This is a genomic window from Microbispora sp. NPDC088329, from assembly GCF_040685655.1.
In the GTDB taxonomy this organism is placed as follows: domain Bacteria; phylum Actinomycetota; class Actinomycetes; order Streptosporangiales; family Streptosporangiaceae; genus Microbispora.
Genome location: NZ_JBFBIP010000006.1, coordinates 301,681 through 325,038, shown reverse-complemented (window position 1 = coordinate 325,038; position 23,358 = coordinate 301,681). Strand labels below are relative to the sequence as shown.

General features: G+C 71.3%; 22 protein-coding genes. 2 read left to right on the top strand and 20 right to left on the bottom strand.

The window, feature by feature from the left end; all coding sequences use genetic code 11:
* Window positions 1-2 precede the first annotated feature (2 nt).
* The 17 genes from AB0O28_RS15485 to AB0O28_RS15405 form a co-directional block, all read right to left on the bottom strand.
* Window positions 3-359 (bottom strand): hypothetical protein, encoded by a 357-nt coding sequence (locus tag AB0O28_RS15485; RefSeq protein WP_363640413.1) that lies wholly within the window; start codon window positions 357-359, stop codon window positions 3-5.
* A gap of 19 nt (window positions 360-378) precedes the next feature.
* The gene (locus AB0O28_RS15480; RefSeq protein ID WP_363640411.1) at window positions 379-2,949 is read right to left on the bottom strand and encodes a phenylalanine--tRNA ligase subunit beta; all 2,571 of its coding nucleotides are present in this window, start codon (window positions 2,947-2,949) and stop codon (window positions 379-381) included.
* Complete coding sequence (gene pheS, locus AB0O28_RS15475) at window positions 2,949-4,049, bottom strand: phenylalanine--tRNA ligase subunit alpha (protein ID WP_363640409.1); 1,101 nt, start codon at window positions 4,047-4,049, stop codon at window positions 2,949-2,951. The genes AB0O28_RS15480 and pheS overlap by 1 nt, the downstream gene beginning before the upstream one ends.
* 271 nt (window positions 4,050-4,320) lie before the next feature.
* Window positions 4,321-5,355, bottom strand: a complete 1,035-nt coding sequence (locus tag AB0O28_RS15470) for an ATP-binding protein (protein ID WP_363640475.1) — start codon at window positions 5,353-5,355, stop codon at window positions 4,321-4,323.
* Window positions 5,356-5,511: 156 nt separating this feature from the next.
* The gene (locus AB0O28_RS15465) at window positions 5,512-6,345 is read right to left on the bottom strand and encodes an RNA methyltransferase (RefSeq protein ID WP_363640407.1); all 834 of its coding nucleotides are present in this window, start codon (window positions 6,343-6,345) and stop codon (window positions 5,512-5,514) included.
* 70 nt (window positions 6,346-6,415) lie between these two features.
* The gene (gene rplT, locus AB0O28_RS15460; protein ID WP_169983106.1) at window positions 6,416-6,796 is read right to left on the bottom strand and encodes a 50S ribosomal protein L20; all 381 of its coding nucleotides are present in this window, start codon (window positions 6,794-6,796) and stop codon (window positions 6,416-6,418) included.
* Between the two features lie 22 nt (window positions 6,797-6,818).
* The gene (gene rpmI / locus AB0O28_RS15455) at window positions 6,819-7,013 is read right to left on the bottom strand and encodes a 50S ribosomal protein L35 (protein ID WP_030504936.1); all 195 of its coding nucleotides are present in this window, start codon (window positions 7,011-7,013) and stop codon (window positions 6,819-6,821) included.
* 141 nt (window positions 7,014-7,154) lie between these two features.
* Entirely contained in the window at window positions 7,155-7,763 is a 609-nt protein-coding gene (gene infC, locus AB0O28_RS15450; protein ID WP_363640473.1) for a translation initiation factor IF-3, read from the bottom strand.
* A 318-nt stretch (window positions 7,764-8,081) separates the two neighbouring features.
* Window positions 8,082-8,933: a shikimate dehydrogenase gene (locus tag AB0O28_RS15445; RefSeq protein WP_363640404.1), complete on the bottom strand. Its 852-nt coding sequence runs from the start codon at window positions 8,931-8,933 to the stop codon at window positions 8,082-8,084.
* Window positions 8,930-10,084, bottom strand: coding sequence for an endolytic transglycosylase MltG (gene mltG / locus AB0O28_RS15440; RefSeq protein WP_363640402.1), 1,155 nt, complete (start codon window positions 10,082-10,084; stop codon window positions 8,930-8,932). The genes AB0O28_RS15445 and mltG (AB0O28_RS15440) overlap by 4 nt, the downstream gene beginning before the upstream one ends.
* A gap of 197 nt (window positions 10,085-10,281) precedes the next feature.
* Complete coding sequence (mltG, locus tag AB0O28_RS15435) at window positions 10,282-11,316, bottom strand: endolytic transglycosylase MltG (RefSeq protein ID WP_363640400.1); 1,035 nt, start codon at window positions 11,314-11,316, stop codon at window positions 10,282-10,284.
* Window positions 11,313-11,816 carry a Holliday junction resolvase RuvX gene (gene ruvX / locus AB0O28_RS15430; protein WP_363640398.1) on the bottom strand — a complete coding sequence of 168 codons (504 nt, stop codon included), beginning with the start codon at window positions 11,814-11,816 and terminating at the stop codon, window positions 11,313-11,315. The genes mltG (AB0O28_RS15435) and ruvX overlap by 4 nt, the downstream gene beginning before the upstream one ends.
* Window positions 11,817-11,823: 7 nt before the next feature.
* Window positions 11,824-14,496, bottom strand: a complete 2,673-nt coding sequence (alaS, locus tag AB0O28_RS15425) for an alanine--tRNA ligase (RefSeq protein WP_363640396.1) — start codon at window positions 14,494-14,496, stop codon at window positions 11,824-11,826.
* A gap of 1 nt (window position 14,497) precedes the next feature.
* The gene (locus AB0O28_RS15420) at window positions 14,498-14,767 is read right to left on the bottom strand and encodes a hypothetical protein (protein WP_363640394.1); all 270 of its coding nucleotides are present in this window, start codon (window positions 14,765-14,767) and stop codon (window positions 14,498-14,500) included.
* Entirely contained in the window at window positions 14,764-15,246 is a 483-nt protein-coding gene (locus tag AB0O28_RS15415; protein WP_363640392.1) for a DUF948 domain-containing protein, read from the bottom strand. The genes AB0O28_RS15420 and AB0O28_RS15415 overlap by 4 nt, the downstream gene beginning before the upstream one ends.
* Window positions 15,247-15,451: 205 nt before the next feature.
* On the bottom strand, window positions 15,452-16,771 hold the full coding sequence (locus AB0O28_RS15410; protein ID WP_363640390.1) for a replication-associated recombination protein A: 1,320 nt from the start codon (window positions 16,769-16,771) through the stop codon (window positions 15,452-15,454).
* 16 nt (window positions 16,772-16,787) lie between these two features.
* Window positions 16,788-17,255: a DUF2231 domain-containing protein gene (locus AB0O28_RS15405; RefSeq protein WP_363640388.1), complete on the bottom strand. Its 468-nt coding sequence runs from the start codon at window positions 17,253-17,255 to the stop codon at window positions 16,788-16,790.
* Between the two features lie 216 nt (window positions 17,256-17,471).
* Here AB0O28_RS15405 and AB0O28_RS15400 point away from each other — a divergent pair, with 216 nt between their 5' ends.
* A complete protein-coding gene (locus AB0O28_RS15400; RefSeq protein ID WP_363640386.1) occupies window positions 17,472-18,392 on the top strand; it encodes a peptidylprolyl isomerase in 921 nt (306 codons plus the stop codon).
* A gap of 145 nt (window positions 18,393-18,537) precedes the next feature.
* On the opposite strand, the gene aspS is transcribed toward AB0O28_RS15400, so the two are convergent.
* From aspS to AB0O28_RS15385, 3 genes are read right to left on the bottom strand one after another with little or no spacing between them, the layout of a single operon-like run.
* A complete protein-coding gene (gene aspS / locus AB0O28_RS15395) occupies window positions 18,538-20,292 on the bottom strand; it encodes an aspartate--tRNA ligase (RefSeq protein WP_363640384.1) in 1,755 nt (584 codons plus the stop codon).
* Window positions 20,289-21,551, bottom strand: coding sequence for a histidine--tRNA ligase (gene hisS / locus AB0O28_RS15390; RefSeq protein WP_363640382.1), 1,263 nt, complete (start codon window positions 21,549-21,551; stop codon window positions 20,289-20,291). Before hisS ends, aspS begins: the two co-directional genes overlap by 4 nt.
* Window positions 21,551-22,234, bottom strand: a complete 684-nt coding sequence (locus AB0O28_RS15385) for an MBL fold metallo-hydrolase (protein ID WP_363640471.1) — start codon at window positions 22,232-22,234, stop codon at window positions 21,551-21,553. Before AB0O28_RS15385 ends, hisS begins: the two co-directional genes overlap by 1 nt.
* A 269-nt stretch (window positions 22,235-22,503) precedes the next feature.
* Between AB0O28_RS15385 and AB0O28_RS15380 the strand changes: the two genes are divergently transcribed.
* Window positions 22,504-23,358, top strand: a complete 855-nt coding sequence (locus tag AB0O28_RS15380; RefSeq protein WP_363640380.1) for a peptidylprolyl isomerase — start codon at window positions 22,504-22,506, stop codon at window positions 23,356-23,358.

The window sequence follows — 23,358 nt, the reverse complement described above, 5'->3', positions numbered from 1 at the left end:
GGTCAGCCCGGCTCGCGCCAGCCCTCGCCCTCCTCGGCGAGGGCGTCGAGCCGGGCGAGGCCGGCCGGTCCGAGGGCGCCGTCCGGGTCGTCCACGACGACCACCCACTGGGCGTCCTCGGCGTCGTCCTCCCCCGCGAGCAGTTCACGGACGACGGTGGGAACGCCCAGCGCCGGGAACAACTCGGCCACGGTCTCGGCGGACTCCTCCGCGCTGTCCCGCTCGGGAAACACCAGCAGGTGGCGCACCGCTCCTCCGCGCATCGTTCGCTGCCTGTCGTGGGCCGCACCCGTGCTCTCCTCCGGGTGCACATGGCGGCGGGTGCCGGCCCCGATGCGCGTGCGCACCGGGACCGGCACCCGCCGGAGTGCATCGTGCTCAGACGCCGCGGAGCTGAGCCCCGGTGCGCGCGGCGGCGAGGGCGACGGCGGCGTCGCGCGCCGCCGTGGTCTCCTCGGCCGTGAGCGTGCGGTCGGAAGCCCGGAACCGCAGCGTGTACGCCAGGGACTTGTTGCCCTCACCCACCTGCGGGCCCGTGTAGACGTCGAACAACCTGATCGACTCCAGCAGCTCGCCCGCCCCCGCCCGGAGGGCGGCCTCGACCTCGGCGACCGGGGTGGAGCCGGAGACGGTCAGCGCGACGTCCTGCGTGGCCACCGGATAGGCGGACACGGCGGGCGTCTGCGCCGGCCCGGCGGGGGTCAGCAGCGACAGCTCCAACTCCATCGCGCAGGTGCGCGGCGGCAGCCCGTAGGCCTCGACGACCCGCGGGTGCAGCTCGCCGGCGTGACCGGCCGGCACCTGCTCCCCGGTCTCCGGGTCGGTCACGGTCAGCGCGGCGCAGCGCCCGGGGTGCCACGGCTCGTGCTGGTCGGCCCGGACGCCGAGCTCGACGCCCGCCGCCCGCGCGACCGTGCGGGCCGCCTCGACGGCGTCCGCCCAGGACGCCTGCCGGCCCTCGCCCCACCAGCCGGAGCGCTCGAACTCTCCCGCGAGCACCACGGCCACCCGGAGCGGCTGCCTCGGCAGCGCCGTCTCGATCGCGGCCAGCTCCTCCTCCGTGGGCCTGCGGTCGATCGCGAGGACCGGCGCGGTGGCGGGGGCGTCCGGCTCGGGCCGGTAGACCAGCCCGGACTCGAACAGCGCCACGTCGGCGAAGCCACGGCCCACATTGCGCACCAGGGTCTTCAGCAGTCCCGGCAGCAGGGTCGTGCGCATGTACGGCTCGTCCTCGCTGAGCGGGTTGACCAACCGGGTCGCACGCCTGCGGGGGTCCTGCTCGGGCAGCAGCAGGTTGTCGAGGTCGCGCGGCCCGATGAAGGGGTAGGCGAGCACCTCCACGTACCCCGCGTGGGCCAATGCCCGGCCCACCCGGCGGCGCAGCCGCTGCTCCTCCGTCAGCCCGCCCCCGGCCGGAGCGGGCGGCAGCACCGAAGGGATGCGGTCGTACCCCTCCAGCCGGATGACCTCCTCGGCGAGGTCGTTGGGGTCGTTGAGGTCCGGCCGCCAGCTCGGCGGCGTGACCGTGAGCAGGTCGTCGCCGTGGACGGCCAGCGCGTCGGCGAGGTCGCCGGAGGAGAGCACGCCGGTGGCCGCGACGCCGTGCCCGGCCGTGGCCGCGGGGGCGGCGCCCTCCGTCACCGCACAGCCGATCTGCTCCAGCCTGCGGATCACGGTCTCCCGGTCGTACTCCACTCCGGCCACCCGGGTGGGGTGACCGGACGGGATCGTGATCCGCACCGGCGAGACCTCCACCTGCGCGTGGGTCACTCCGGGGTCCGCGACGGCCCCGCCCAGCTCCACCAGGAGCTGGACGGCACGCCACGACGCGGCCAGGGGCAGCTCACGGTCGACGCCGCGCTCGAACCGCTTGGACGCCTCGCTCACCAGGTTGTGCCGCCGCGACTCGCGGGCGATGCCCGTGGCGGAGAAGTGCGCCGCCTCGACGACGATCTCGGCCGAGGTCTCGGAGATCTCCGTGTGCAGCCCGCCCATCGTGCCGGCCATCGAGATCGGGCCCGAGTCGTCGGTGATGAGGATGTCCTCCTCGTGGAGCGTGCGCACCACGTGGTCGAGCGTCTCCAGCTTCTCCCCCGGCCGGGCCCGCCGCACGACGATCGGGCCGGTCAGGCGCGACCGGTCGAAGGCGTGCAGGGGCTGGCCGAGCTCCAGCATGACGTAGTTGGTGATGTCGACGGCCAGCGAGACCGGGCGCACGCCGGCGCGGGCCAGCCGCACCCGCATCCACAGCGGGGACTCGGCGGCCGGGTCGAAACCGGTGACCGAGCGCAGCACGAACCGGTCGCAGGCGGTCGGGTCGGCGATCGACGCGGGCCAGGACTCGCCGTCCCCGGCGGGCGTCTCGATCGCCGCCGGGTCGCGGAACGGCGCGCCGAACGCGATCGCCGCCTCGCGGGCCACGCCGCGGATCGACAGGGCGTACCCGCGGTCGGTGCCGATCTCCAGCTCCAGCACGTCGTCGCGCAGGCCGAGCAGCTCGACCACGTCGGCCCCGATCGGGGTGTCCTCCGGCAGCAGGAGGATGCCGGGCGAGGACTCGGCGATGCCGAGCTCGGCCTCCGAGCAGATCATGCCGTCGGACAGGCGCCCGTAGGTCTTACGAGAGCCGATCTCGAAGCCGCCGGGCAGCACCGCGCCGGGCAGCGCGACCGGCACGACCGCGCCCTCGGAGAAGTTCGTCGCGCCGCACACGATCTCCCGCGGCGTCGCCTCGCCCACCTCGACCTTGCAGTGCCGGATCGGCTTCTTGAAGCCGGTCAGCTCCTCGATCTCGAGGACGCGGCCGACCACGACGTTCTTGATCTCGTGCCCGACGGAATGGATGGCTTCGAGCTTGAGGCTCGCGGCGGTGAGCCGGTCGGCCACCTCCTGCGCGGTGACCGGGGGGAGATCCACGTACTCCCGCAGCCACGAAAGCGGGACCTTCATCAGACCTCCATCCCGAACGGCAGGCTGAACCTGACGTCGCCCTCGATCATGTCGCGCATGTCCTCGGCGTTGTGGCGGAACATCAGCGTCCGCTCCACGCCCATGCCGAAGGCGAACCCGGAGTAGACGGCGGGGTCGACGCCGCAGGCGAGCAGCACGCGCGGGTTGACCATGCCGCAGCCGCCCCACTCGATCCAGCCCTCCGACTTGCAGGTGCGGCAGGGCGGGTTGCCCGGCACCGCCGAGGAGCCGCGGCAGACGAAGCAGCGCAGGTCGAGCTCGGCCGACGGCTCGGTGAACGGGAAGTAGTGCGGCCGGAAGCGGGTGGTGATCCCCGGGCCGAACATCACCTCGGCGAACCGGTCGAGCGTGCCCTTCAGGTGGGCCATCGTCAGCCCCTTGTCGACCGCCAGGCCCTCGACCTGATGGAAGACCGGCGTGTGCGTGGCGTCCAGCTCGTCGGTGCGGAAGGTCTTGCCCGGCGACACCACGTACACCGGCAGCGGGCGCGACAGCAGGGCCCTGATCTGCACCGGCGAGGTCTGGGTGCGCAGCACCTTCCCGGAGTCGACGCTCTCGACGAAGAACGTGTCGTGGTCGGACCTGGCCGGGTGGTCGGGGGCGATGTTCAGCGCGTCGAAGTTGAACCACTCGCCTTCGAGCTCGGGTCCCTCGGCCACCTCGTAGCCCATCGCGACGAACGCGTCGGCGATGCGCTCCTGCAGGGTGGTCAGCGGGTGCCGGGCGCCGCGCGGCGCGCGGTCCCAGGGAAGCGTGACGTCGACGGTCTCCTCGATGAGGACCCGCGCGTCCCGCTCGGCCTCCAGCTCGGCCTGGCGGGCGGCGAGCGCCTCACCGATCGCCTTACGCGCGGCGCCGATCCGCTTGCCCGCCTCGGCGCGCGCGGCGGGTGGCAGTGCGCCGATCTCACGGTTGGCCAGCGCGATGGGCGAGCGGTCGCCCACGTGCGTCAGCCTGGCCTGCTTCAGATCGTCGAGGTCGCGCGCCGCGGCGATGGCGGCGAGAGCGTCGGCCTGCGCCCGCGCGACCTCGTCGGCGTGCAGCGGCGTCACCTCGACCGGGTCATAGGTGTTCGACAAGAGAGAGCTCCGTATCCAGGGGCCTGCGAGCGCCCTGCGCTCAGCGGCAACGAGTCTAGTGCCCCTCCCGTCAATCCTTGCCCCGTCGCGTCGCCCAGAGCGGCACCTCGCTGCGTTGTCGTCGTCGCCGATAACGCTGTTATCGACTCCTCCTCCGCCTTGCGATGCACCACTCTGGACACCGCTCCGTCCGGGCAAGTCTTGCCGGTCACGGCACCCCTCCGATCAGCCCACCGGGCCGTCCTCCGCTCGGGGAGCCTGTGGAAAAGGCTCAGGCGAAGTCAGGGGTGCCGGTGGGCAAGGTAAATCGGAACTCCGCGCCGCCGCCGGGCGCGCGCTGCACGCTGATCGTGCCGCCGTGGGCCTCGACGAGCCCCTTGACGATGAACAGGCCGAGGCCGGTCCCCCCGCGGCGGCGGCCGTTGCCCCGCCAGAACTGGCGGAAGACACGGCCGACCAGCTCGGGCGCCACGCCCTCACCCTGGTCCCGCACCGACACCGCCACTCCCCATTCGACCGGCTCCACCACTATGGTCACCGTACCGCGTCCGTGGCGCACCGCGTTTTCCACCAGGTTCGCGAGAATCTGGTCAATCTTGTCCTGGTCGAGCCACATCTCGGGTAGTTCGCCGAGAACCTCGAGCCGGAAGCGGTCCTCCGGCTCCCCCGCCGCCACCCGGCCGGCGACGACCTTGCGGGCCCGGGCCGGCACGTCCACGATCTGGCGGTGGATCTCCAGCCGGCCCGACTCGATGCGCGACACGTCGAGCAGTTCGGTGATCAGCCGCGTCACGCGGTCGGCGTCCGCGTTCACCGTCTCCAGCATGACGCGCTTCTGGGCGTCGGTGAAGCGCTCCCACTTGGTCAGCAGCGTCGCGGTGAACCCCTTGACGCTGGTCAGCGGCGAGCGCAGCTCGTGGGCCACGGTCGAGACCAGGTCGGCGCGGCTGCGCTCGATCCTGGCGCGCGCCGAGGCGTCCCGCAGCGTGATCACGACGCGCTCCACGCGTCCGCCGCGCCGCGGCTCGCGGACGAACCGCGCGGCGACGAGCATCTCCTGGCGACCGGGCAGGTGCAGCGGCCGTTCCGGCTGGCGGCTGCGGACGGACAGGCCGCCCTGCGGGTCGAGCCACTTCCACCAGTCGCGGCCGTCCTGGTCACGCAGCGGCAGCACGTCGCCGATGAGCCTGCCCACCGCCGCCTCCCGGGTCACCCCGGTCAGCCGCTCGGCGGCCCGGTTGACCATCAGGATCACGCCGTCGGCGTCGGCGGCGACGAGGCCGTCGGGAAGGTCGTCGACATCGATGTGCGCCCGCCCTCCGGCGTCCCGCTCAAGGGCGCCGCCGGGGGTGTCGTCACCTCGCACGAGACCGCCTCCTCGAGCTCCGGAACTGCGCGCGCCGCCGCCTCCTGCGCGACTCCTTCGCCGACAATAGCGGGTTTCCCGGGCCCGGCAGCAGCCTCAGAGCGCGGGGGTAGTGGGATCTTCCACGGAATGTAAGGTCTGCCGCTGAACGCGTGCCGAGGCGTACAGGCAGACCGCCGCCGCGGTGGCGAGATTGAGGCTTTCCGCGCGCCCGTAAATCGGCACGCGCACCACCTCGTCGGCCAGCGCGAGGAGTTCCGGCGGTAGCCCCCACGCCTCGTTCCCGAACAGCCAGGCGGTCGGCGCGTCCAGTGCGACCTCGTCCAGGGTCCGCGTGCCCGCGCCGTCGGCCGCGAGCACACGCAGCCCCGCCTCCCGCGCGTGCCGTACGGCGTCCGCGACGGACGTGCCGGTCACGACGGGCAGGTGAAACAGGCTCCCCGCGCTGGCCCTGACGCATTTGCCGTTGTACGGGTCCACCGAGGCGTCGGTGAACACGACCGAGTCTGCGCCCGCGGCGTCGGCCGTACGCAGGACCGTGCCCGCGTTGCCGGGATCGCGCACGTGGGCGAGGATCGCCACGAGCCGGGCCCCCCGCGGCACCGCCTCGTCCAGCGGGACGTGCACGAACCGGCACACGGCCAGCAGGCCCTGCGGGGTGACCGTCTGGGTCAGCTCCGACATGACCTCGCCGCTCGCGCGGTGGACGGGCACTTTCGCCGCGACGGCGGCGGCCACGATGTCGGCGTGCCGCGTCTCCGCCTCGACGGTCGTGAACAGTTCGACCGTGACGTCCTTGAGCGCCAGGGCCTCGCGGACCGCCTGCGGCCCCTCCGCCAGGAACGCGCGATCGCGGTCCCGGAAGGCGCGCTTGGTCAGCCTGCGGGCCGCCTTGACGCGCGGCGACTTGATGTTGGTGAGCTCCGCCATGCCCGCTTGTTCCCCCTTGACGTGGATGAGGGCCCACCGCAGGCGGCGGGCCCTCGTCTGTGCGCAGGTGTCAGGCGACCGGCGCGTTCACGTCGGACGGGAGCGCCTTCTTGGCGGACTCGACCAGCGTGGCGAAGGTCTGGGCGTCGTTCACCGCGAGGTCCGCGAGGATCTTGCGGTCCACCTCGATGCCGGCCAGGCGCAGGCCCTGGATGAACCGGTTGTAGGTGATGCCGTTGGCGCGGGCCGCGGCGTTGATCCGCTGGATCCACAGCCGGCGGAACGTGCCCTTCTTGTCCTTGCGGTCCCGGTACGCATAGGTCATCGAGTGGAGCATCTGCTCCTTGGCCTTGCGGTAGAGCCGCGACCGCTGCCCGCGGTAACCACTCGCCCGCTCGAGAACGACCCGGCGCTTCTTCTTGGCGTTGAGCGCCCGCTTCACGCGTGCCATGTTGTTCTATCTCCCCGGGTCGTTACTTCGCGAGCAGCTTCTTGATCTTCTTGGTGTCGGCGTCGGACATGACGACGACACCCTCGAGACGGCGCGTGCGAGTGGACGGCTTGTGCTCGAACAGGTGCTGCCGGTTGGCGCGGCGGCGGACAACCTTGCCGGATCCGGTGAGCCGGAACCGCTTCTTCGCACCGCTGTGCGTCTTCATCTTCGGCATCTCAGCCGTCTCTCCTCTTTCGTCCGTGCCGACGGCCCGGGCCGGTGACCCGGGCCGGCGGCCTGCCTTACTCCGCGAGACCGCCCCGGTCTCGGTATCCGTGTACGTCTGCGGCGCCCCGCCTGGTGGTTCAGGCGGGCGTCACTGCGGCTGCGCGGCCTGCTCCTCGGCGGGCTCCGCCTCCGGCTGGCCGGCGTCACGGGCCTTGGCGGCGGCCTTCTCGGCCTTCGCCTCGGCCTTCTTCTTGTGCGGCCCGATCACCATGATCATGTTGCGGCCGTCCTGCTTCGGCTGCGACTCGACGAACCCCAGGTCGGTGACATCCTCGGCGAGGCGCTGCAGGAGCCTGAAGCCCAGCTCTGGCCGGGACTGCTCGCGGCCCCGGAACATGATCGTGACCTTGACCTTGTCTCCCGCCTTCAGGAAGCGCACGACGTGACCCTTCTTGGTCTCGTAGTCGTGCGGGTCGATCTTCGGCCGGAGCTTGATCTCCTTGATGATCGTGTGCGCCTGGTTGCGGCGGGCCTCGCGCGCCTTCATGGCCGACTCGTATTTGAACTTGCCGTAGTCCATGAGCTTGCAGACGGGCGGGCGGGCCGTGGCCGCGACCTCCACCAGGTCGAGATCGCTCTCCTGGGCCAGCTTCAGCGCGTCGCCGATGGAGACGATGCCGACCTGTTCGCCGTTCGGGCCGACGAGGCGCACCTCGGGCACGCGAATACGGTCGTTGATGCGGGGCTCGGTGCTGATGGGACCTCCAAAAGACTTCCGCTTGTCTCGACCGCGCGGGGCAAAACAAAACCCCGCACGTCACGCATGCGGGGTCACTGAGCTCTCCTGCCGAAAACTCCGGTGTGATCCTTGACCCGTCCGCCTTTCGGCGATGCAGGTGGGAGGAGGACCTCCGCTTGCGCGTCCAGCTCATGCCGGACCGATCGAGTTCCTACGCTACCACAAACCCGAACATGCCTCGTCGTATTCCGGGGCCGCCCGTGCTGCCGGAAACCCCGTCCCTGCCAGGAATCCGGTGCTGCCGGAAACCCGGCGCCGGTCGGAAACCTGCGCCGCTCAGGAGGCCGCGCGCCGCGCGATCTCGGCCTCGCCGGCGGCGCGCATCGCCTCGACCGGCACGTCCGCGCGCCCGGTCATCAGCTCGACCTGCCGCACCGCCTGGTGCAGCAGCATGGGGAAGCCGCCGACCACGGTGCGCCCCCGCGCGCGTACGGCCGAGGCCAGCGGGGTCGGCCAGGGCGCGTAGACGACGTCGAACAGCGCCGCCTTCTCGGGCAGGCGGGCCGCGACCCGTCCGGCCAGCGCGTCGGCCGCGCCGGACGGCAGCGTGGAGACGACCAGGTCGGCCGCGGGGTCGAAGTCGTCGAAGGAGCGCACTGTCACCGCCGTGCCGAGGCGCTCGGCGACCCGCAGGGTCTCCCCGGCGCGGGCCGGGTCGCGCACGACGAGCGTGACCTCCGCCAGTCCCGTCTCGCGCAGGGCGGCGACGGCCGAGGCGGCCGTGGCGCCGCCGCCGAGGACGACCGCGGAGGCCGGCGCGGGCACCCCCGCTTCGGCGAGCGCCCAGACTATGCCGTACACGTCGGTGTTGTCCCCGTGCCGCCCGCCGTCGCGGAACACCACCGTGTTGGCGCCGCCGACCGCCAGCGCGAGGTCGGAGACGCTGTCGAGCAGGGGGAGCACGGCGCGCTTGAGCGGCATCGTGAGCGACAGCCCGGCCCACTCGGCGCCCAGGCCGGCGATCAGGTCGGCGAGCCCGTCCTCGGCGCACTCGATCGCGTCGTAGCGCCAGTCGTCCAGGCCCATCGCCGCGTACGCCGCCCGGTGCAGGACGGGGGACAGCGAGTGAGCGATCGGGGAACCGAGGACGGCGGCCCGGCGGCCGGTCCCCTGGGCGGGCACGGTCACTTGTTGTTCCTGTTGAACTCGTCGCGGAGCTTCCAGAACTCCGACTCCTTGTCGGTGAACTTGGTGATGCCCCGCTTGGGGTCGACCGTCACGAAGTACAGCCAGTTGCCGTCGGCCGGGTGCAGCGCGGCCTCGATGGCGTGGTCGCCGGGGTTGCTGATCGGGCCCGGCGGCAGGCCGAAGTACTTGTAGGTGTTGTATCGCGAGGTGCTCTCCAGGTCGGCGTGCGAGGCCGCGATGCCGTACTTGTTCAGGCCGTACATGACCGTGCTGTCCATGCCCAGCTTCATCTGGGGGTTGGAGGTCAGCCGGTTGTAGATGACCCTGGCGACCTTCGGCATGTCCTCGGCGCTGCCGGACTCCGCCTGGACGATGCTGGCGATGACGATGATCTGCTTGGCGGTGAAGCCGAGCTGCTTCGCCTGGCCCTCCAGGTCGATCCGGTCGGCGGTCTGGTTGAACCGGTCGACCATCTTGGTGAGGATCTGCTGCGGGGTGAGCTTGCTGCTGATCTCGTACGTCGCAGGGAACGCGTAGCCCTCCAGGCGGCCCTTCGCGTACGAGGGAAGCCCGATGTCGGTGCGAGCGGCCTTCTTGAAGTCCTCGACCGGCTTGCCCGTGGCGGTGGACAGCTCCTCGTAGATCTTGCTGAGCCGCAGCCCCTCGCGGATGGTCAGCCGGTTGAGCATCCGGTTCTTGGGGTCGAGGAGGGCCAGGGCCGAGGCGGCGGACATGCCCTTGCGCATCTCGTACTGGCCCGGCTGGAGCGAGGAACTCTTCCCGGCCGCGCCGATGGCGTTGACGAACGCCCGCGCGCTGGCCACGACGCCCTCGTCCTCCAGCATCTGGGCGACGTCGGTGGCGCTCGCGCCCTCCTCGATCTCGACGACGACCTCGCCGCGCCCCTCCCCGGTGTAGTCCTTGGCGATCATCACGCTGCGCGCCCAGGTGAATCCGAAGTAGCCGAGGCTCCCGAGGACCCCGACGATGATCACAACGGCGAACAGCGTGGCGACCCTGCCCTTGCGCCGCTGTTTCTTGCGGCGTCTGCGGCTGCGCCGCTGCTGGGTCCGGCTGCCAGGGGGCCGGCGCCGGGGAGAACCGTCGTCGTCCTCGGCGCCGAGCAGGAAGTCCATGTCCAGATCATTCATAGTGCGCTGGCCAATCTCTCGGTACGAGAGGCCTCCCGTCAAGCGAGTGTGCCAAACCGAGGGGGGTCGGGGCAGGGGGTTCTCACGAGGGCGTTCCCGATATATGGAGCCCGCCTGGGGCGGCGGAGCCGTGTGGACGCACAGGGCGCCGGCCCGGAACCCCGCGGGACGGCGCCGCGTGGATGCCCGGAAGGCGATCAGTTCGTCCCGAGATACCTGTTCAGCTCCTCCCGATATTTCCTGAACTCCGCCTCTTTGTCTGTGAATTTGGTGATTTTACGCCGGGGATCTGTGGTGACGAACCAGTACCATGTGCCCGCGGCGGGGTGGAGGGCGGCGACGAGCGCGCTCTCCCCCGGGTTGCCGATGGGCCCGGGCGGCAGCCCTGCGCGCGCGTAGGTGTTGTATGGCGAGCCGACCCTCGTGTCCTCGGTGCTGACCTTGAGGGTGTGCCGGTTCAGCGCGTAGTTGACCGTGCTGTCCATCTCCAGCTTCGCGCCGCGCGCGAGACGGTTGTACACCACTCTGGCGATCTTGGGGTAGTCGGCGGGAACGCCGCCCTCCGCCTGCACGATGCTCGCGACCGTCACGGCCTGCTTGGGGGTCAGGTTCAGGCGCGGCGCCAGCTCCTCCAGCTTCACCTTCGCGGCGGCCACGCGGAACCGGGCCACCATCTTCCTGAGCAGGTCGGCGGCGGACATCCCCGGCTCGATCTCGTAGGTGGCGGGGAACAGGAACCCCTCGGCCGCCCCCTCGGCGTACGCGGGCAGGCGCAGCCGCCGGGGCTCGGCGACGGCCTCGGTGAAGTCCTTCAGGGGGATGCCGGTCCCGTCCGCGAGGGTGTGCAGCACCTCACTGGCGCGCAGCCCCTCGGGCACGGTGACCGTGCGCATGACCTTGCTGGCGGGTGCGAGCAGCAGGTCGAGGGCCTCGGCGGCGGCCATGCGGCGCCGCAGGGTGTAACGGCCCGGGCGCAGGCTGCTCTCCTTGGACCGTGTGATCACCTGTTCCACGAACGACTGCGTGCTGGCGACCACGCCGGCCCGCTCCAGCGTCCTGCCGATCTCGCCGGCGCTCGCCCCCGGCGTGATCTCGACGATGACCGTCCCCGACCCGCCGCCGGTGTAGTCCGGGGCCTTGTCCGGCTGCGTGACGACCTCGTGCACGCCGTACGCGACCGCCGCCGCGACCAGGGCCAGAGCCCCGGCCACGGCGGCCGCGGTCCGCCTCACCGTGCGGTCCCGCCGCTCGCTTCCTCACCGGGCCCGGTGCCGGGCCGCGGTGGTTCGAGAGGTCTGCCGGAGGGATTGCCGGTGGCCCGCTCGCCGTCGAGCGCGGCCTGCAGCAGCACGACGGCCGCCGCCTGGTCGATCACGTCACGCTGGTTGCGGGCCTTCACGCCGCTGGACCTCAGGCCCTGCTGAGCGCTGACCGTGGTGAGCCGCTCGTCGACCAGCCGGATCGGGACCGGAGCCACGCGGGCGGCAAGCCGCGCGGCGAACTCGCGCGCGGCCCCGGCGGCGTGGCTCTCCTTGCCCGACAGCGACGTGGGCAGCCCGACCACGATCTCGATCGCCTCGTGCTCGGCCGCGATCTCCGCGATCCTCGTCAGGTCGCCCCGGCCGCGCCGTACGGTCTCCACCGGCGTGGCCAGCAGACCCGACGGGTCGCTGCGGGCCACGCCGATGCGGACGGAGCCGACGTCGACCCCGATCCTGACGCCGTGCCTCATCGGCCGCTCACGCCACCGCGGAGGAGATGGCCTCCTCGACCGCGCGAAGCGCGTCGCCGATCGCCTCGGGCCGCGTACCGCCGCCCTGGGCCACGTCGTCCTTGCCGCCACCGCCACCCCCGAGTGCCTTGGCGGCGACGCCGACGAGCCGGCCCGCCTTCAGGCCTCGCTCGCGTCCCGCCTCGTTGACCGCGGCGACGACGACCGGCCGGTCGGAGGGGACGCCGGAGACGACGACGACCGCGGCGCGGTCGCCAGGGAACCTGCCGCGCACATCGAGGGCGAGTTTACGCAGGTCGTCGGCGGTGGTGCCATCAGGCGCGCGGTGCGTCACCACGGAGACGCCCTGGACGTCGCGGGCCTGCGCTGCGAGTTCGCCGGCCACCGCGAGCACCTGCGCGGAACGCAGCTTCTCCAGCTCCTTCTCCGCCGTCCGCAGCCGGCTGACGATGCCCTCGATGCGCTCGGGCAGCTCCTCGCGGCGCGTCTTGAGCTGCTCGCTCAGCTGGGCGACCAGCACGCTCTCACGGGCCAGGAACCGGAACGCGTCGAGGCCGACGAGCGCCTCCACGCGGCGCACACCCGCGCCGATGGACGACTCGCCCAGCACCTTCACCAGGCCGAGCTGGCCGGAGCTCGCCACGTGCGTGCCGCCGCACAGCTCGCGGGAGTAGTCGCCGACCTCGACCACCCGCACCTCGTCGCCGTACTTCTCGCCGAACAGGGCGAGCGCGCCCATCGCGCGGGCCTGCGCCTGGCTCGTGTAGAAGGCGTTGACCTTGAGGTCGTTGATCAGGACGGCGTTCACCTCGTCCTCGACGTCGCGCAGCATCGACACCGGCACGGCCCCGGCCGCGGTGAAGTCGAAGCGGAAGCGGCCCGGGGAGTTCTCCGAGCCCGCCTGGGCCGCCGACTCGCCGAGCGCGTTGCGGAAGCCGCGGTGGACCAGGTGGGTCGCGGTGTGGCTGCGCGAGATCGCGCGGCGCCGCTCCAGGTCGATGTCGGCCTGCGCCTGCTCGCCGACGCGCACCTCGCCGGTGCGCACCTTGCCGCGGTGCACGACCAGACCGGAGACCGGCGACTGGACGTCCACGATCTCGATCTCCGCGCCGCCGGTGCGGATCACGCCCTGGTCGGAGAGCTGGCCGCCGCCCTCGGCGTAGAACGGGGTGCGGTCGAGCACGACCTCCAGCGTGGTCCCCGCGCCCGCCGCCGGGACGGACGCGCCGTCGACGAGCAGGCCGATGACGTTGGCTTCGGCGGTCGTGTGGTCGTAGCCGAGGAAGTCGACCTTCCCGGCCTTCTCCAGGATGCCGGTGAACACCGAGATGTCGGCGTTGCCGGTCTTCTTCGCCGCCGCGTCGGCCTTGGCCCGGTCCCGCTGCTCCTTCATGAGCCGGCGGAAGCCCTCCTCGTCCACCTGGAGGCCCTGCTCGGCCGCCATCTCCAGAGTGAGGTCGATCGGGAAGCCGTAGGTGTCGTGGAGCTGGAACGCCTGGTCGCCGCTGAGCGTCGCGACGCCCTTGCGCTTGGTCTCCTCCACCGCCACGTCGAAGATCGCCGTACCGGTGCGCAGCGTGCCGAGGAACGACGCCTCCTCGGCGTCGATGACCGTGTGGATGTTGGCAGCGTCCGCCTTCAGCTCGGGGTACTGCTGGCCCATCACGTCGATCGTGACGGCCGTGAGCGCGTGCATGTGCCGCTCCTCGCCCGCGCCGAGCAGGCGGAGGTTGCGGATCGCACGGCGCAGCATGCGGCGCAGCACGTAGCCGCGGCCCTCGTTGGAGGGCAGCACGCCGTCGCCGACGAGCATGACGCCCGCCCGCATGTGGTCGGCGATCACCCGCAGCGACACGTCGGCCCGCTTGTCGCGCCCGTAGCGCGAGCGGGTGAGGTCGGCCGCCGTGTCGAGGATCTTGTACGTCGTGTCGATCTCGTAGATGTTGTCGACGCCCTGCAGGATGGCCGCCATGCGCTCCAGGCCCATGCCGGTGTCGATGTTCTTGGCCGGCAGCTCGCCCGCGACGTCGAAGTCGGTCTTGGCGCGGACCGTGCTGAGCTGGAACTGCATGAAGACGAGGTTCCACACCTCGAGGAAGCGGTTCTCGTCGGCGATCGGCCCGCCCTCGCGGCCGTACTCGGGGCCGCGGTCGTAGTAGATCTCCGAGCACGGCCCGCCCGGACCGGGAACGCCCATGTGCCAGTAGTTGTCGGCGAGGTCGCGGCGCTGGATGCGGTCGAGCGGCAGCCCCACCTTGCGGTGCCAGATGTCCTGGGCCTCGTCGTCGTCCAGGTAGACGGTCGCCCACAGACGGTCTTCGGGGAAGCCGAAGCCGCCGTCGGCCTCGGACCGGGTCAGCAGCTCCCAGGCGAACGGGATCGCCTGCTCCTTGAAGTAGTCGCCGAAGGAGAAGTTCCCCAGCATCTGGAAGAAGCTGGCGTGCCGGGTGGTCTTGCCGACCTCGTCGATGTCGAGGGTCCGCATGACCTTCTGCGCGCTGGTCGCCCGCCGGTACGGCGGCGTCTGCTGCGCCAGGAAGAAGGGCTTGAACGGGACCATCCCCGCGTTCACGAGAAGCAGTGTCGGGTCCTCGGCGACCAGGCTGGCCGAGGGCACGACTGTGTGCCCGCGCTCCTCGAAGAAGCGCAGGAAGCGGCGCGCGATCTCTGCCGACTCCATTTCAGCGGCCGTCCTTTACGTCGTAGATTCTGTTTGTGCGGTTGGTGGTTCCATCAACCGTGTCGAGCCCGAACTCGGCGCGCAACTCGGTTTCCCTGCTCGCCGACAGGCGGCGCACCTCGCCGGCGAAATCCCTGAGCTGGTCGGCGAGGGTCACCGCGCGGTCGGCGGTGCGCCTGGCCACATGGTCGGGCCGCAACGACTGAAGCTTACGCATGGTCCAGACCGTGAGGAACGCGCCCAGGGACATGTAGAAGAGCCGTCGGATCATCCGCGTCCCCTCCCGATCGCCCGGCGCTCCACGGCGCGCTCGGCCGCGTGCCGCTCGCTGATCCTGTCTCCGGTGCGAGGGCCGGTGCGGGGGCCGCCGCGGGCGACCCTCCGGGCCGGGGCCCCGCGGGCGGCGCGCCGGGCCAGCGCCAGGCGGACGCCGTCCCGGAAGGCGGAGATCTTGAGCACCGGACCGGCGAACAGCGTGGACGCCACCCCGGTGAGCTTGACCATGTTGCCGCTGACGTCACGCATGTTGTCCGTGATCTCCTCGGCCGCCACCAGCCGCCGGTTGGCCTCGGAGACGGTCTGGCTCATGTCGTCGAGGAGCGGGGCGATGCGGTCGCTCAGCTCGGCCACCGACTTGCGGGTCTCGGTCAGCAGTCTGGCCAGCCTGACCAGCACGACGACCATGAAGCAGACCAGGATCACCCAGAAAATGGCGACCACGAGGCCCGCCAGCTCTCCCGCGGTAAGCATGTGCCGATCTCCCTAGATCAACGGAGCTGGAATGGCAAGACCTTACCGCGAACGACCTGCCCGCCGTCCCGCACCACACACCCGGGCCGTCCCGCACCCCATGCTTCGGCCGCTGCGCACCACACCCTCCGGGCCGCTTCGCGGCACACGTCCCGGACTGCTCCGTGTCGCACTCCGGCCGCCGCGGATGCCACCGCGGCGGTGCTCAGCCTCCGCGCAGGAAGCTCCGGATCTTCGCCCAGCGCTCGGCGAACCGCGCCTCCGCGCCGTGCGTGGTCGGCTCGTAGTAGCGGCGCTCCCGCAGCTCCTCCGGCGCGTAGTCCTGGCGGACGAGGCCGTGCTCGAAGTCGTGCGGGTACTGGTAGCCCTTGCCGTGGCCGAGCTTCTTCGCGCCCGCGTAGTGAGCGTCGCGCAGGTGGCCGGGAACGCGGCCCACCATGCCGCGCCGCACGTCGTCGGAGGCCGCGCCGATCGCCTTGACGACCGCGTTCGACTTGGGCGCGAGCGCGCAGTGGATGACGGCCTGGGCGAGGTTGATCCTGCCCTCCGGCAGGCCGATGAACTCCACGGCCTGGGCGGCGGCCACCGCCACCTGCAGGCACGTGGGATCGGCCATCCCCACGTCCTCACTGGCGAAGATCACGATTCGGCGGGCGATGAACCGCGGGTCCTCCCCCGCCTCCACCATCCGCGCCAGATAGTGCAGCGCCGCGTCGGCGTCCGAGCCCCGCATGCTCTTGATGAACGCGCTGACCACGTCGTAGTGCTGGTCGCCCTGCCGGTCGTAGCGCACGGCCGCCTTGTCGACGGCCTTCTCCACGACCTCGACCGTGACCTCGGCCGTGGCCCCGTCGGCCAGCATCGCGGCCGCCTCCAGGTAGGTCAGCGAGCGCCGCGCGTCGCCGCCGGCCAGCCGTACGAGCTGGTCGAGGGCGTCGGGATGCAGCGTGACGCGCCCGCCGAGACCGCGCGGGTCGGCGACCGCGCGCTCCAGGACGGCGCGGACGTCGTCTTCGGCCAGCGGCTCGAGCGTGAGCAGCAGCGAGCGGGACAGCAGCGGGGAGATGACCGAGAAGAACGGGTTCTCCGTGGTCGCGCCGATGAACGTGACCCAGCGGTTCTCCACGGCGGGCAGCAGCGCGTCCTGCTGCGCCTTGTTGAACCGGTGGACCTCGTCCACGAACAGCACGGTCTGCCTGCCGGTCATGCCGAGCTCGCGGCGAGCCTGGTCGATGGCGGCGCGCACGTCCTTGACCCCGGCGGAGACCGCCGAGATCTCCACGAACCTCCGCTTGGTCGCGCCCGCCACGACGTACGCCAGCGTGGTCTTTCCGGTGCCCGGGGGCCCCCACAGGAACAGCGACATCGGGGCGTCGCCTTCCACCAGGCGGCGCAGCGGCGTGCCGGGCCCCAGCAGGTGCCGCTGGCCGATCACCTCCTCCAGCGAGCGCGGCCGCATCCGCACGGCCAGCGGCTCCTGGCCCCGATGCGCCTCCTCGGCGGCCGAATCGAACAGGCTCTCCACATCGCCGACACTACCGTCAGCCGCCCCACACGGCCGTCGCCCCCGTGTGCCCGGTCCGTACGGCGTAGTAGCCGACGACCACGGCGAGGATCACGGCGGCGGCCGACACGACCAGGACGCCCGCACGCGAGCCCGCGCCCTGCGGGGCACGGCGGGCCCGGGTGAGCCACACCATCACCAGGGCCGCGACGGTCAGGATCGTGGTCACCTGCATGAGGACCTCCCCGAACCCGCTGTGGACCTCGATCGCCCCGGAAGGCCGGCCCTGGAACATCCGGCGCTCGAGCGCCTCCCCGCTCTGCTTGGCGGCGAACACCGCGCCCAGGGCCACCACGGCGGTCGCGACCAGGGCCCAGTCGAGCTTGTGCCGCAGGCGGGGCAGCGCGGCGTACGCGATCGACAGCACAGCGAGCAGCGGTACGAAGATCACCGCCGCGTGGACGATGAGAGCATGGGCCGGGAGTCCGAGGACCTGGTCGAACATCGTGCATCGCTCCTGAGACTGCAACCGGGGGCGCCGGCCCGGGGGCCGTCCCCCGTCGTACGGGTTGAACGGCAGGAGGTTCGCAGGGAGATCTGAGAGCAAGATGAGCGCAAACTGTGGTGATACCCCTGGGACGTGTGCTTTACACGGAGCCGACGGGATCACGGATAGAGTGGCGCATCACTCGTAATAAAAGGGGAAAGGGAAGGCATAGCGGTGACCGACACTGATCGGCAGAAGCAACCGGCTTCGCGCGTGAGCACGGCCGGGCGCGCGACCACATCCCGTCGCCGCCTGCACGGCGCCTTCGGCGCCGGGCTCTCGCTCCTCGCGCTGACGGGCAGCCTGGTGGCCTGCAGTGACGGCTCGGACAAAAGCACAGCCCAGGCCACCCCCTCGGCGTCCGCCTCGGCCTCGAACGCGGCGGGTCCCACGGTGAAGAACAGCGAGTCGGCGGAGCCCACGCCGGCGGCCAAGCCCACCAGCCTGCGCCAGGTCACCTGCAAGTACCGCAAGGACGACTCGGGCAGCCCGTCGAAGTTCGTGGGCTTCCCGCCCCGCAAGTTGAGCAGGTCCGTCGGCACGGCCAAGAAGATGGTCATCACCACGAACCAGGGTGAGATCGTCATCGGCCTGGCCACCAGGGACGTGCCGTGCGCGGTGAACGCCCTGGCGTTCCTGGCCAAGAAGAACTTCTACGACAACACCGTCTGCCACCGTCTCGCGACGGTGGAGACCGTCGGCCTCGGCATGCTGCAGTGCGGCGACCCGCTGGCCAAGGGTGACGGCAAGAGCCCGAAGGACGGCGCGGGCGGCCCGGGATTCCTGTTCGACGACGAGAACCTCAACGGCATGCCGCTCAGCCGCGGCACGGTCGGGCTGGCGCAGAACACCGAGGACGCCAACTCCAACGGCAGCCAGTTCTTCATCTCCTTCACGGACGAGAACACCCAGCTGACCGCCATGGGCGCCGCCTTCACGATGATCGGCGTCGTGACCAAGGGCATGGACGTCATCGACAAGATCGCCAAGGGTGGCATCATCCCCTTCAACGACGACCCCACGGCCGACGTGCGGGGCGAGGGCTCCAACGCCCCCAAGAAGAAGGTAGTGATCAAGGACGTCGCCATCGTCTGAGCGCTTCCGACGTACGACGGCCCCCGCGACCGGTGTCGCGGGGGCCGTCTCACGCTCGGGGGCCCAGCGGCGGGCCCGGGCCGGTGACGCCGCAGGCCGGGCCTGGTGGCAAGGACCTGGGCCCGGTGCGCGACGGACCCGTGGCTCAGCTCGCGGCGGGCTCGGGCGTGTCGCCCTTCGGCGTGGCGTCCACGCCGGCCTCCTTGCGCTGCTCCGGGCTGATCGGGGTGGGCGCCCCGCTCAGCGGGTCGAAGCCGGACGCCGTCTTCGGGAAGGCGATCACGTCCCGGATCGACTCACCGCCCGCCAGCAGCATGCAGACGCGGTCCCAGCCGTAGGCGATGCCGCCGTGCGGCGGCGGGCCGTACTTGAACGCCTCGAGCAGCCAGCCGAACTTGCCCTCGGCCTCCTCCTTGGAGATGCCGAGCACGTCGAAGACCCGCTGCTGCATCTCGGCCCGGTGGATACGGATCGAGCCGCCGCCGATCTCCATGCCGTTGCAGACCATGTCGTAGGCGTACGCCAGGGCCTCGCCGGGGTTGTCCTGGAAGGTGTCGGCGTATTCCGGCTTGGGAGAGGTGAACGGGTGGTGGACCGGGGTCCAGCCGCCCTCCCCGTCCTCTTCGAACATCGGAGCGTCGACGATCCACAGGAACGACCACTGCGACTCGTCGATCAGGTCGCAGCGGCGGCCGATCTCCAGGCGGGCCGCGCCGAGCAGGTCGCGGGAGGCCGCGAGCGCGCCGGCCGCGAAGAAGATCGCGTCGCCGGCCTTGGCTCCGGTCTTCCCGGCGAGACCGGCCAGCTCGGTCTCCGACAGGTTCTTGGCCACCGGACCGCCCAGCGTGCCGTCCTCCTGCACCAGCACGTACGCCAGGCCGCGCGCGCCGCGCGACTTGGCCCACTCCTGCCAGGCGTCGAGCTCCTTGCGGGTCTGCGAGGCGCCGCCGGGCATCACGACCGCGCCCACGTACGGCGCCTGGAAGACGCGGAACGAGGTGCCGGAGAAGTAGTCGGTGAGGTCGGTCAGCTCGACGCCGAAGCGCAGGTCGGGCTTGTCCGAGCCGTACCGCGCCATGGCCTCGGCGTACGTCATCCGGGGCAGCGGCGTCGGCAGCTCGTAGCCGATCGTCTCCTTCCAGATCCGCCCGATGAGCGCCTCGCCCAGCTCGATCACATCGTCCTGGTCCACGAACGACATCTCGATGTCGATCTGAGTGAACTCGGGCTGCCGGTCGGCCCGCAGGTCCTCGTCGCGGAAGCAGCGGGCGAGCTGGTAGTAGCGCTCCAGGCCGGAGACCATGAGGAGCTGCTTGAACAGCTGCGGCGACTGCGGCAGGGCGTACCAGTTGCCCGGCTGGAGCCGTACGGGCACCAGGAAGTCGCGGGCGCCCTCGGGCGTCGAGCGGGTCAGGCTCGGGGTCTCGACGTAGACGAAGCCACGCTCGCGCATGACCTCGTTGGCGAGGTAGGTCGCCTGCGAGCGGATCCGCAGCGCGTCGGCGATCCGCTGGCGGCGGATGTCGAGGTAGCGGTACTTGAGCCGTGCCTCCTCCGACACCCCCGCGTTGCCCTCGATCGGGAACGGCAGCGGAGCCGACTCGCTCAGCACCTCCACCTCGGAGGCGACGACCTCGATCTCGCCCGTGGGCAGATCGGGGTTCTCGTTGCCGGCCGGGCGCAGGCGTACCTCGCCTGTGACCTTCACGCAGTACTCCGCGCGCAGGTCGTGGGCGTGGTCCTCCTCGCGGAAGACCACCTGGGCCGAGCCGGAGGCGTCGCGCAGGTCGATGAAGACCACGCCGCCGTGGTCGCGCCGGCGCGCCACCCATCCGGCCAGCGTCACCTTCTGGCCCGCGTGCTCCTTGCGGAGCGTGCCTGCCTCGTGGGTGCGGATCACGAGAGTTTCCCCTTCAAGAACTCGACGACCTCCGCGAGCGGAACCGCGGTCTGGTCGGCTGTGGTCAGGTCCTTCACTTGCACGGCTCCCGCCTCGATGTCGCGGTCGCCGAGGATGAGCGCGTATCGCGCCCCGGACCGGTCGGCGCCCTTCATGGCCCCCTTGACGCCCTTGCCGCCGAACGACATGTCGGCGTCGAGGCCCGTACGGCGCAGTTCGGCGACGATCTGGAACATCCGGCGGCGCGCCTGTTCGCCCAGCGCGACACCGTACACCTGGACCCGCCCGCGCGCCTCGTCCCGCTCCAGCAGCCCCTCGGCCTCCATGGCGAGGATCGTGCGGTCCACGCCGAGCGCCCAGCCGACGCTCGGCAGCGCGGGCCCGCCGATCATCTCACTCAGCCCGTCGTAGCGCCCGCCGCCCCCGACCGCGGACTGCGCGCCCAGGCCGTCGTGGACGAACTCGAAGGTGGTGCGCGTGTAGTAGTCGAGCCCGCGGACCAGGCGGGGGTCGTCGGTGTAGGCGATGCCGGAGGCGGTCAGCAGGGAGCGGACCTCCTCGTGGTAGCTCTTGCAGGCCCCGCAGAGGTGATCGACGACCAGGGGCGCGCCGGCGAGCTGCGCCTGCACCTCGGGCCGCTTGTCGTCCAGCACGCGCAGCGGGTTGATCTCGATGCGCTCGCGGGTGGCCTCGTCGAGGTCGAGGGCGCGCAGGAAGTCCTGCAGCGCGGCCCGGTAGGCCGGGCGGCACTCCTTGCAGCCCAGCGTGTTGAGCAGGAGCCGGACCCCGGTCAGGCCCAGGGCGGTGAAGCCGTCGTGGGCGAGCAGGATCAGCTCGGCGTCCAGCGCCGGGTCCTCGGCGCCGACGGCCTCGGCGCCGACCTGGGAGAAGTGCCGGTAGCGGCCCTTCTGCGCGCGCTCGTACCGGAACTGGCTCCCCGAGTACCAGAGCTTGACCGGGAGCTGCCCGTTGTGCAGGCCGTGCTGGAGCACGGCCCGCATGACCGGGGCGGTGCCCTCGGGGCGGAGAGTGATGGAGCGCCCGCCCTTGTCGGTGAAGGTGTACATCTCCTTGGAGACGACGTCGGTCGACTCCCCGACGCCGCGGACGAACAGCGCGGTGTCCTCGAAGGTCGGCGTCTCGATGTAGCCGTAGCCCGCGTGGCGGACCGGGGCGACGAGCGCCTCGCGGACGGCGAGGACGCGCTCGGATCGCGGCGGGAGCCAGTCGAAGGTGCCCTTGGGCGCCTGGAAGGTCATCACAATCCTCTGGTCGGGCCTGCGTGCGGCGCGACGTCCCTGAGGAAGGGGTTGGTCGCGCGCTCGCGGCCGATGGTCGTCTGAGGTCCGTGGCCGGGCAGGACCGTGGTCTCGTCCGGCAGTGTCAGCGTCTTGGCGAGGCTGCGCAGGATCGCGGCGTAGTCGCCGCCGGGCAGGTCGGTACGGCCGATGGAGCCGGCGAACAGCAGGTCGCCCGCGAACAGGACCTGGGAGTCCTGGACGGGCGCCCGGAACGTCACCGACCCCTCGGTATGGCCCGGCCTGTGCTCGACCGTGAACTCCAGCCCGGCCAGCGTCAGCACGGCCCCGTCGGTCAGCTCCCGCACGTCGTCGGGCTCGGAAAGTTTCAGCCCGCCGAACGCCTGGCCCGTCTGCGGCGGGAACCCCTTCGCCGGGTCCGACAGCAGGGCGCGGTCCTCGGGATGGATCCACGCGGGCACGTCGCGGGCGCCGCACACGGGCGCGACCGACCAGACGTGGTCGATGTGGCCGTGGGTGAGCAGCACCGCGACCGGCTTCAGCCGGTGCTCCCGCAGCAGCGCGTCCAGGTCCTCCACGGCGTCCTGACCTGGGTCGATGACCACGCACTCCTCGCCTGCTGCGGGAGCGACGACGTAACAGTTGGTCTGGAACGACCCTGCGGGAAACCCGGCGACGAGCACGGAAGCGGCCTCTGCGTCTCTACGGATCAATCAAGGATTGCGCGAGCGAATGTAACCGAAGGGTACCGGTGCGGGTCGGCAGGCTGCGAACCAATACCCGTCAGCCGATACGATTCGCCCACCTCAATAGTCATTCTTGGAGCAGTCGAGCCGGATGCTATAGAACGGGCCGCCGTTCCCGGAGCACCTCCCGGGTGTGGCGGGCACGCGCCGGCGAGATCGCGTCCGGGCGTACGACCATGGGAAACAGGACAAGTCGGGAGGTCGAAGTGGTCACCGGCAAGGACCGGCAGAAGCAGCTGGCCCGGGAGCACTACGAACGGCAGCTGCGGGCACGCGTGGAACGCGAGCAGAAGTCGCGGCGCAATGCGATCATCGGCACCACCGCGGCCGTGGTGGTGGTGATCGGCGGCGTGGTGGCGGCGACGACCCTCCTCGGCCGTGACGACAGCGACGCCACGGCGTCGGCATCGGCGTCGGCGTCGGCGAGCAGCAAGCCCCTCGCGAACGACCCGAAGCCGTACGACCCGGCCAAGGGCACCTGCGGCTACGTCGCCGACGAGGGCAGCGGCCAGGTCAAGAACGTCGGCATGCCGCCGGAGAAGGTGAGCACCGCCCCGGCGACCATGACCATCAAGACCAACCTCGGCGACATCGTCGCGAGGCTGGACAGCGAGAAGGCGCCCTGCACGGTCAACTCGTTCAAGTTCCTGGCCTCGAAGGACTACTTCGACGACTCGAAGTGCCACCGGATGGGCACGGACTTCCCGATCCTGCAGTGCGGCGACCCGCTGGCCAAGGCCGACGGCAAGAACCCGACCGACGGCCAGGGCGGACCGGGCTACCGCTTCGCCAACGAGAACCTGGCGGGCGCGAAGTACACGCGGGGCGTGCTCGCGATGGCGAACAGCGGCCCGAACACCAACGGAAGCCAGTTCTTCATCGTGTTCGGGGACACCGGGCTGACGCCCGACTACACGCCTTTCGGTACGGTGACCAAAGGACTCGAAATCGTGGACAAGGTCGCAAAGAAGGGCGTCATCGCCAGCGCCGGCGGGGATGGCACTGGTGCCCCGAAGCAGCCCGTGGTCATCAAAGACGTGACAATCACCAGCAAGAGCTGA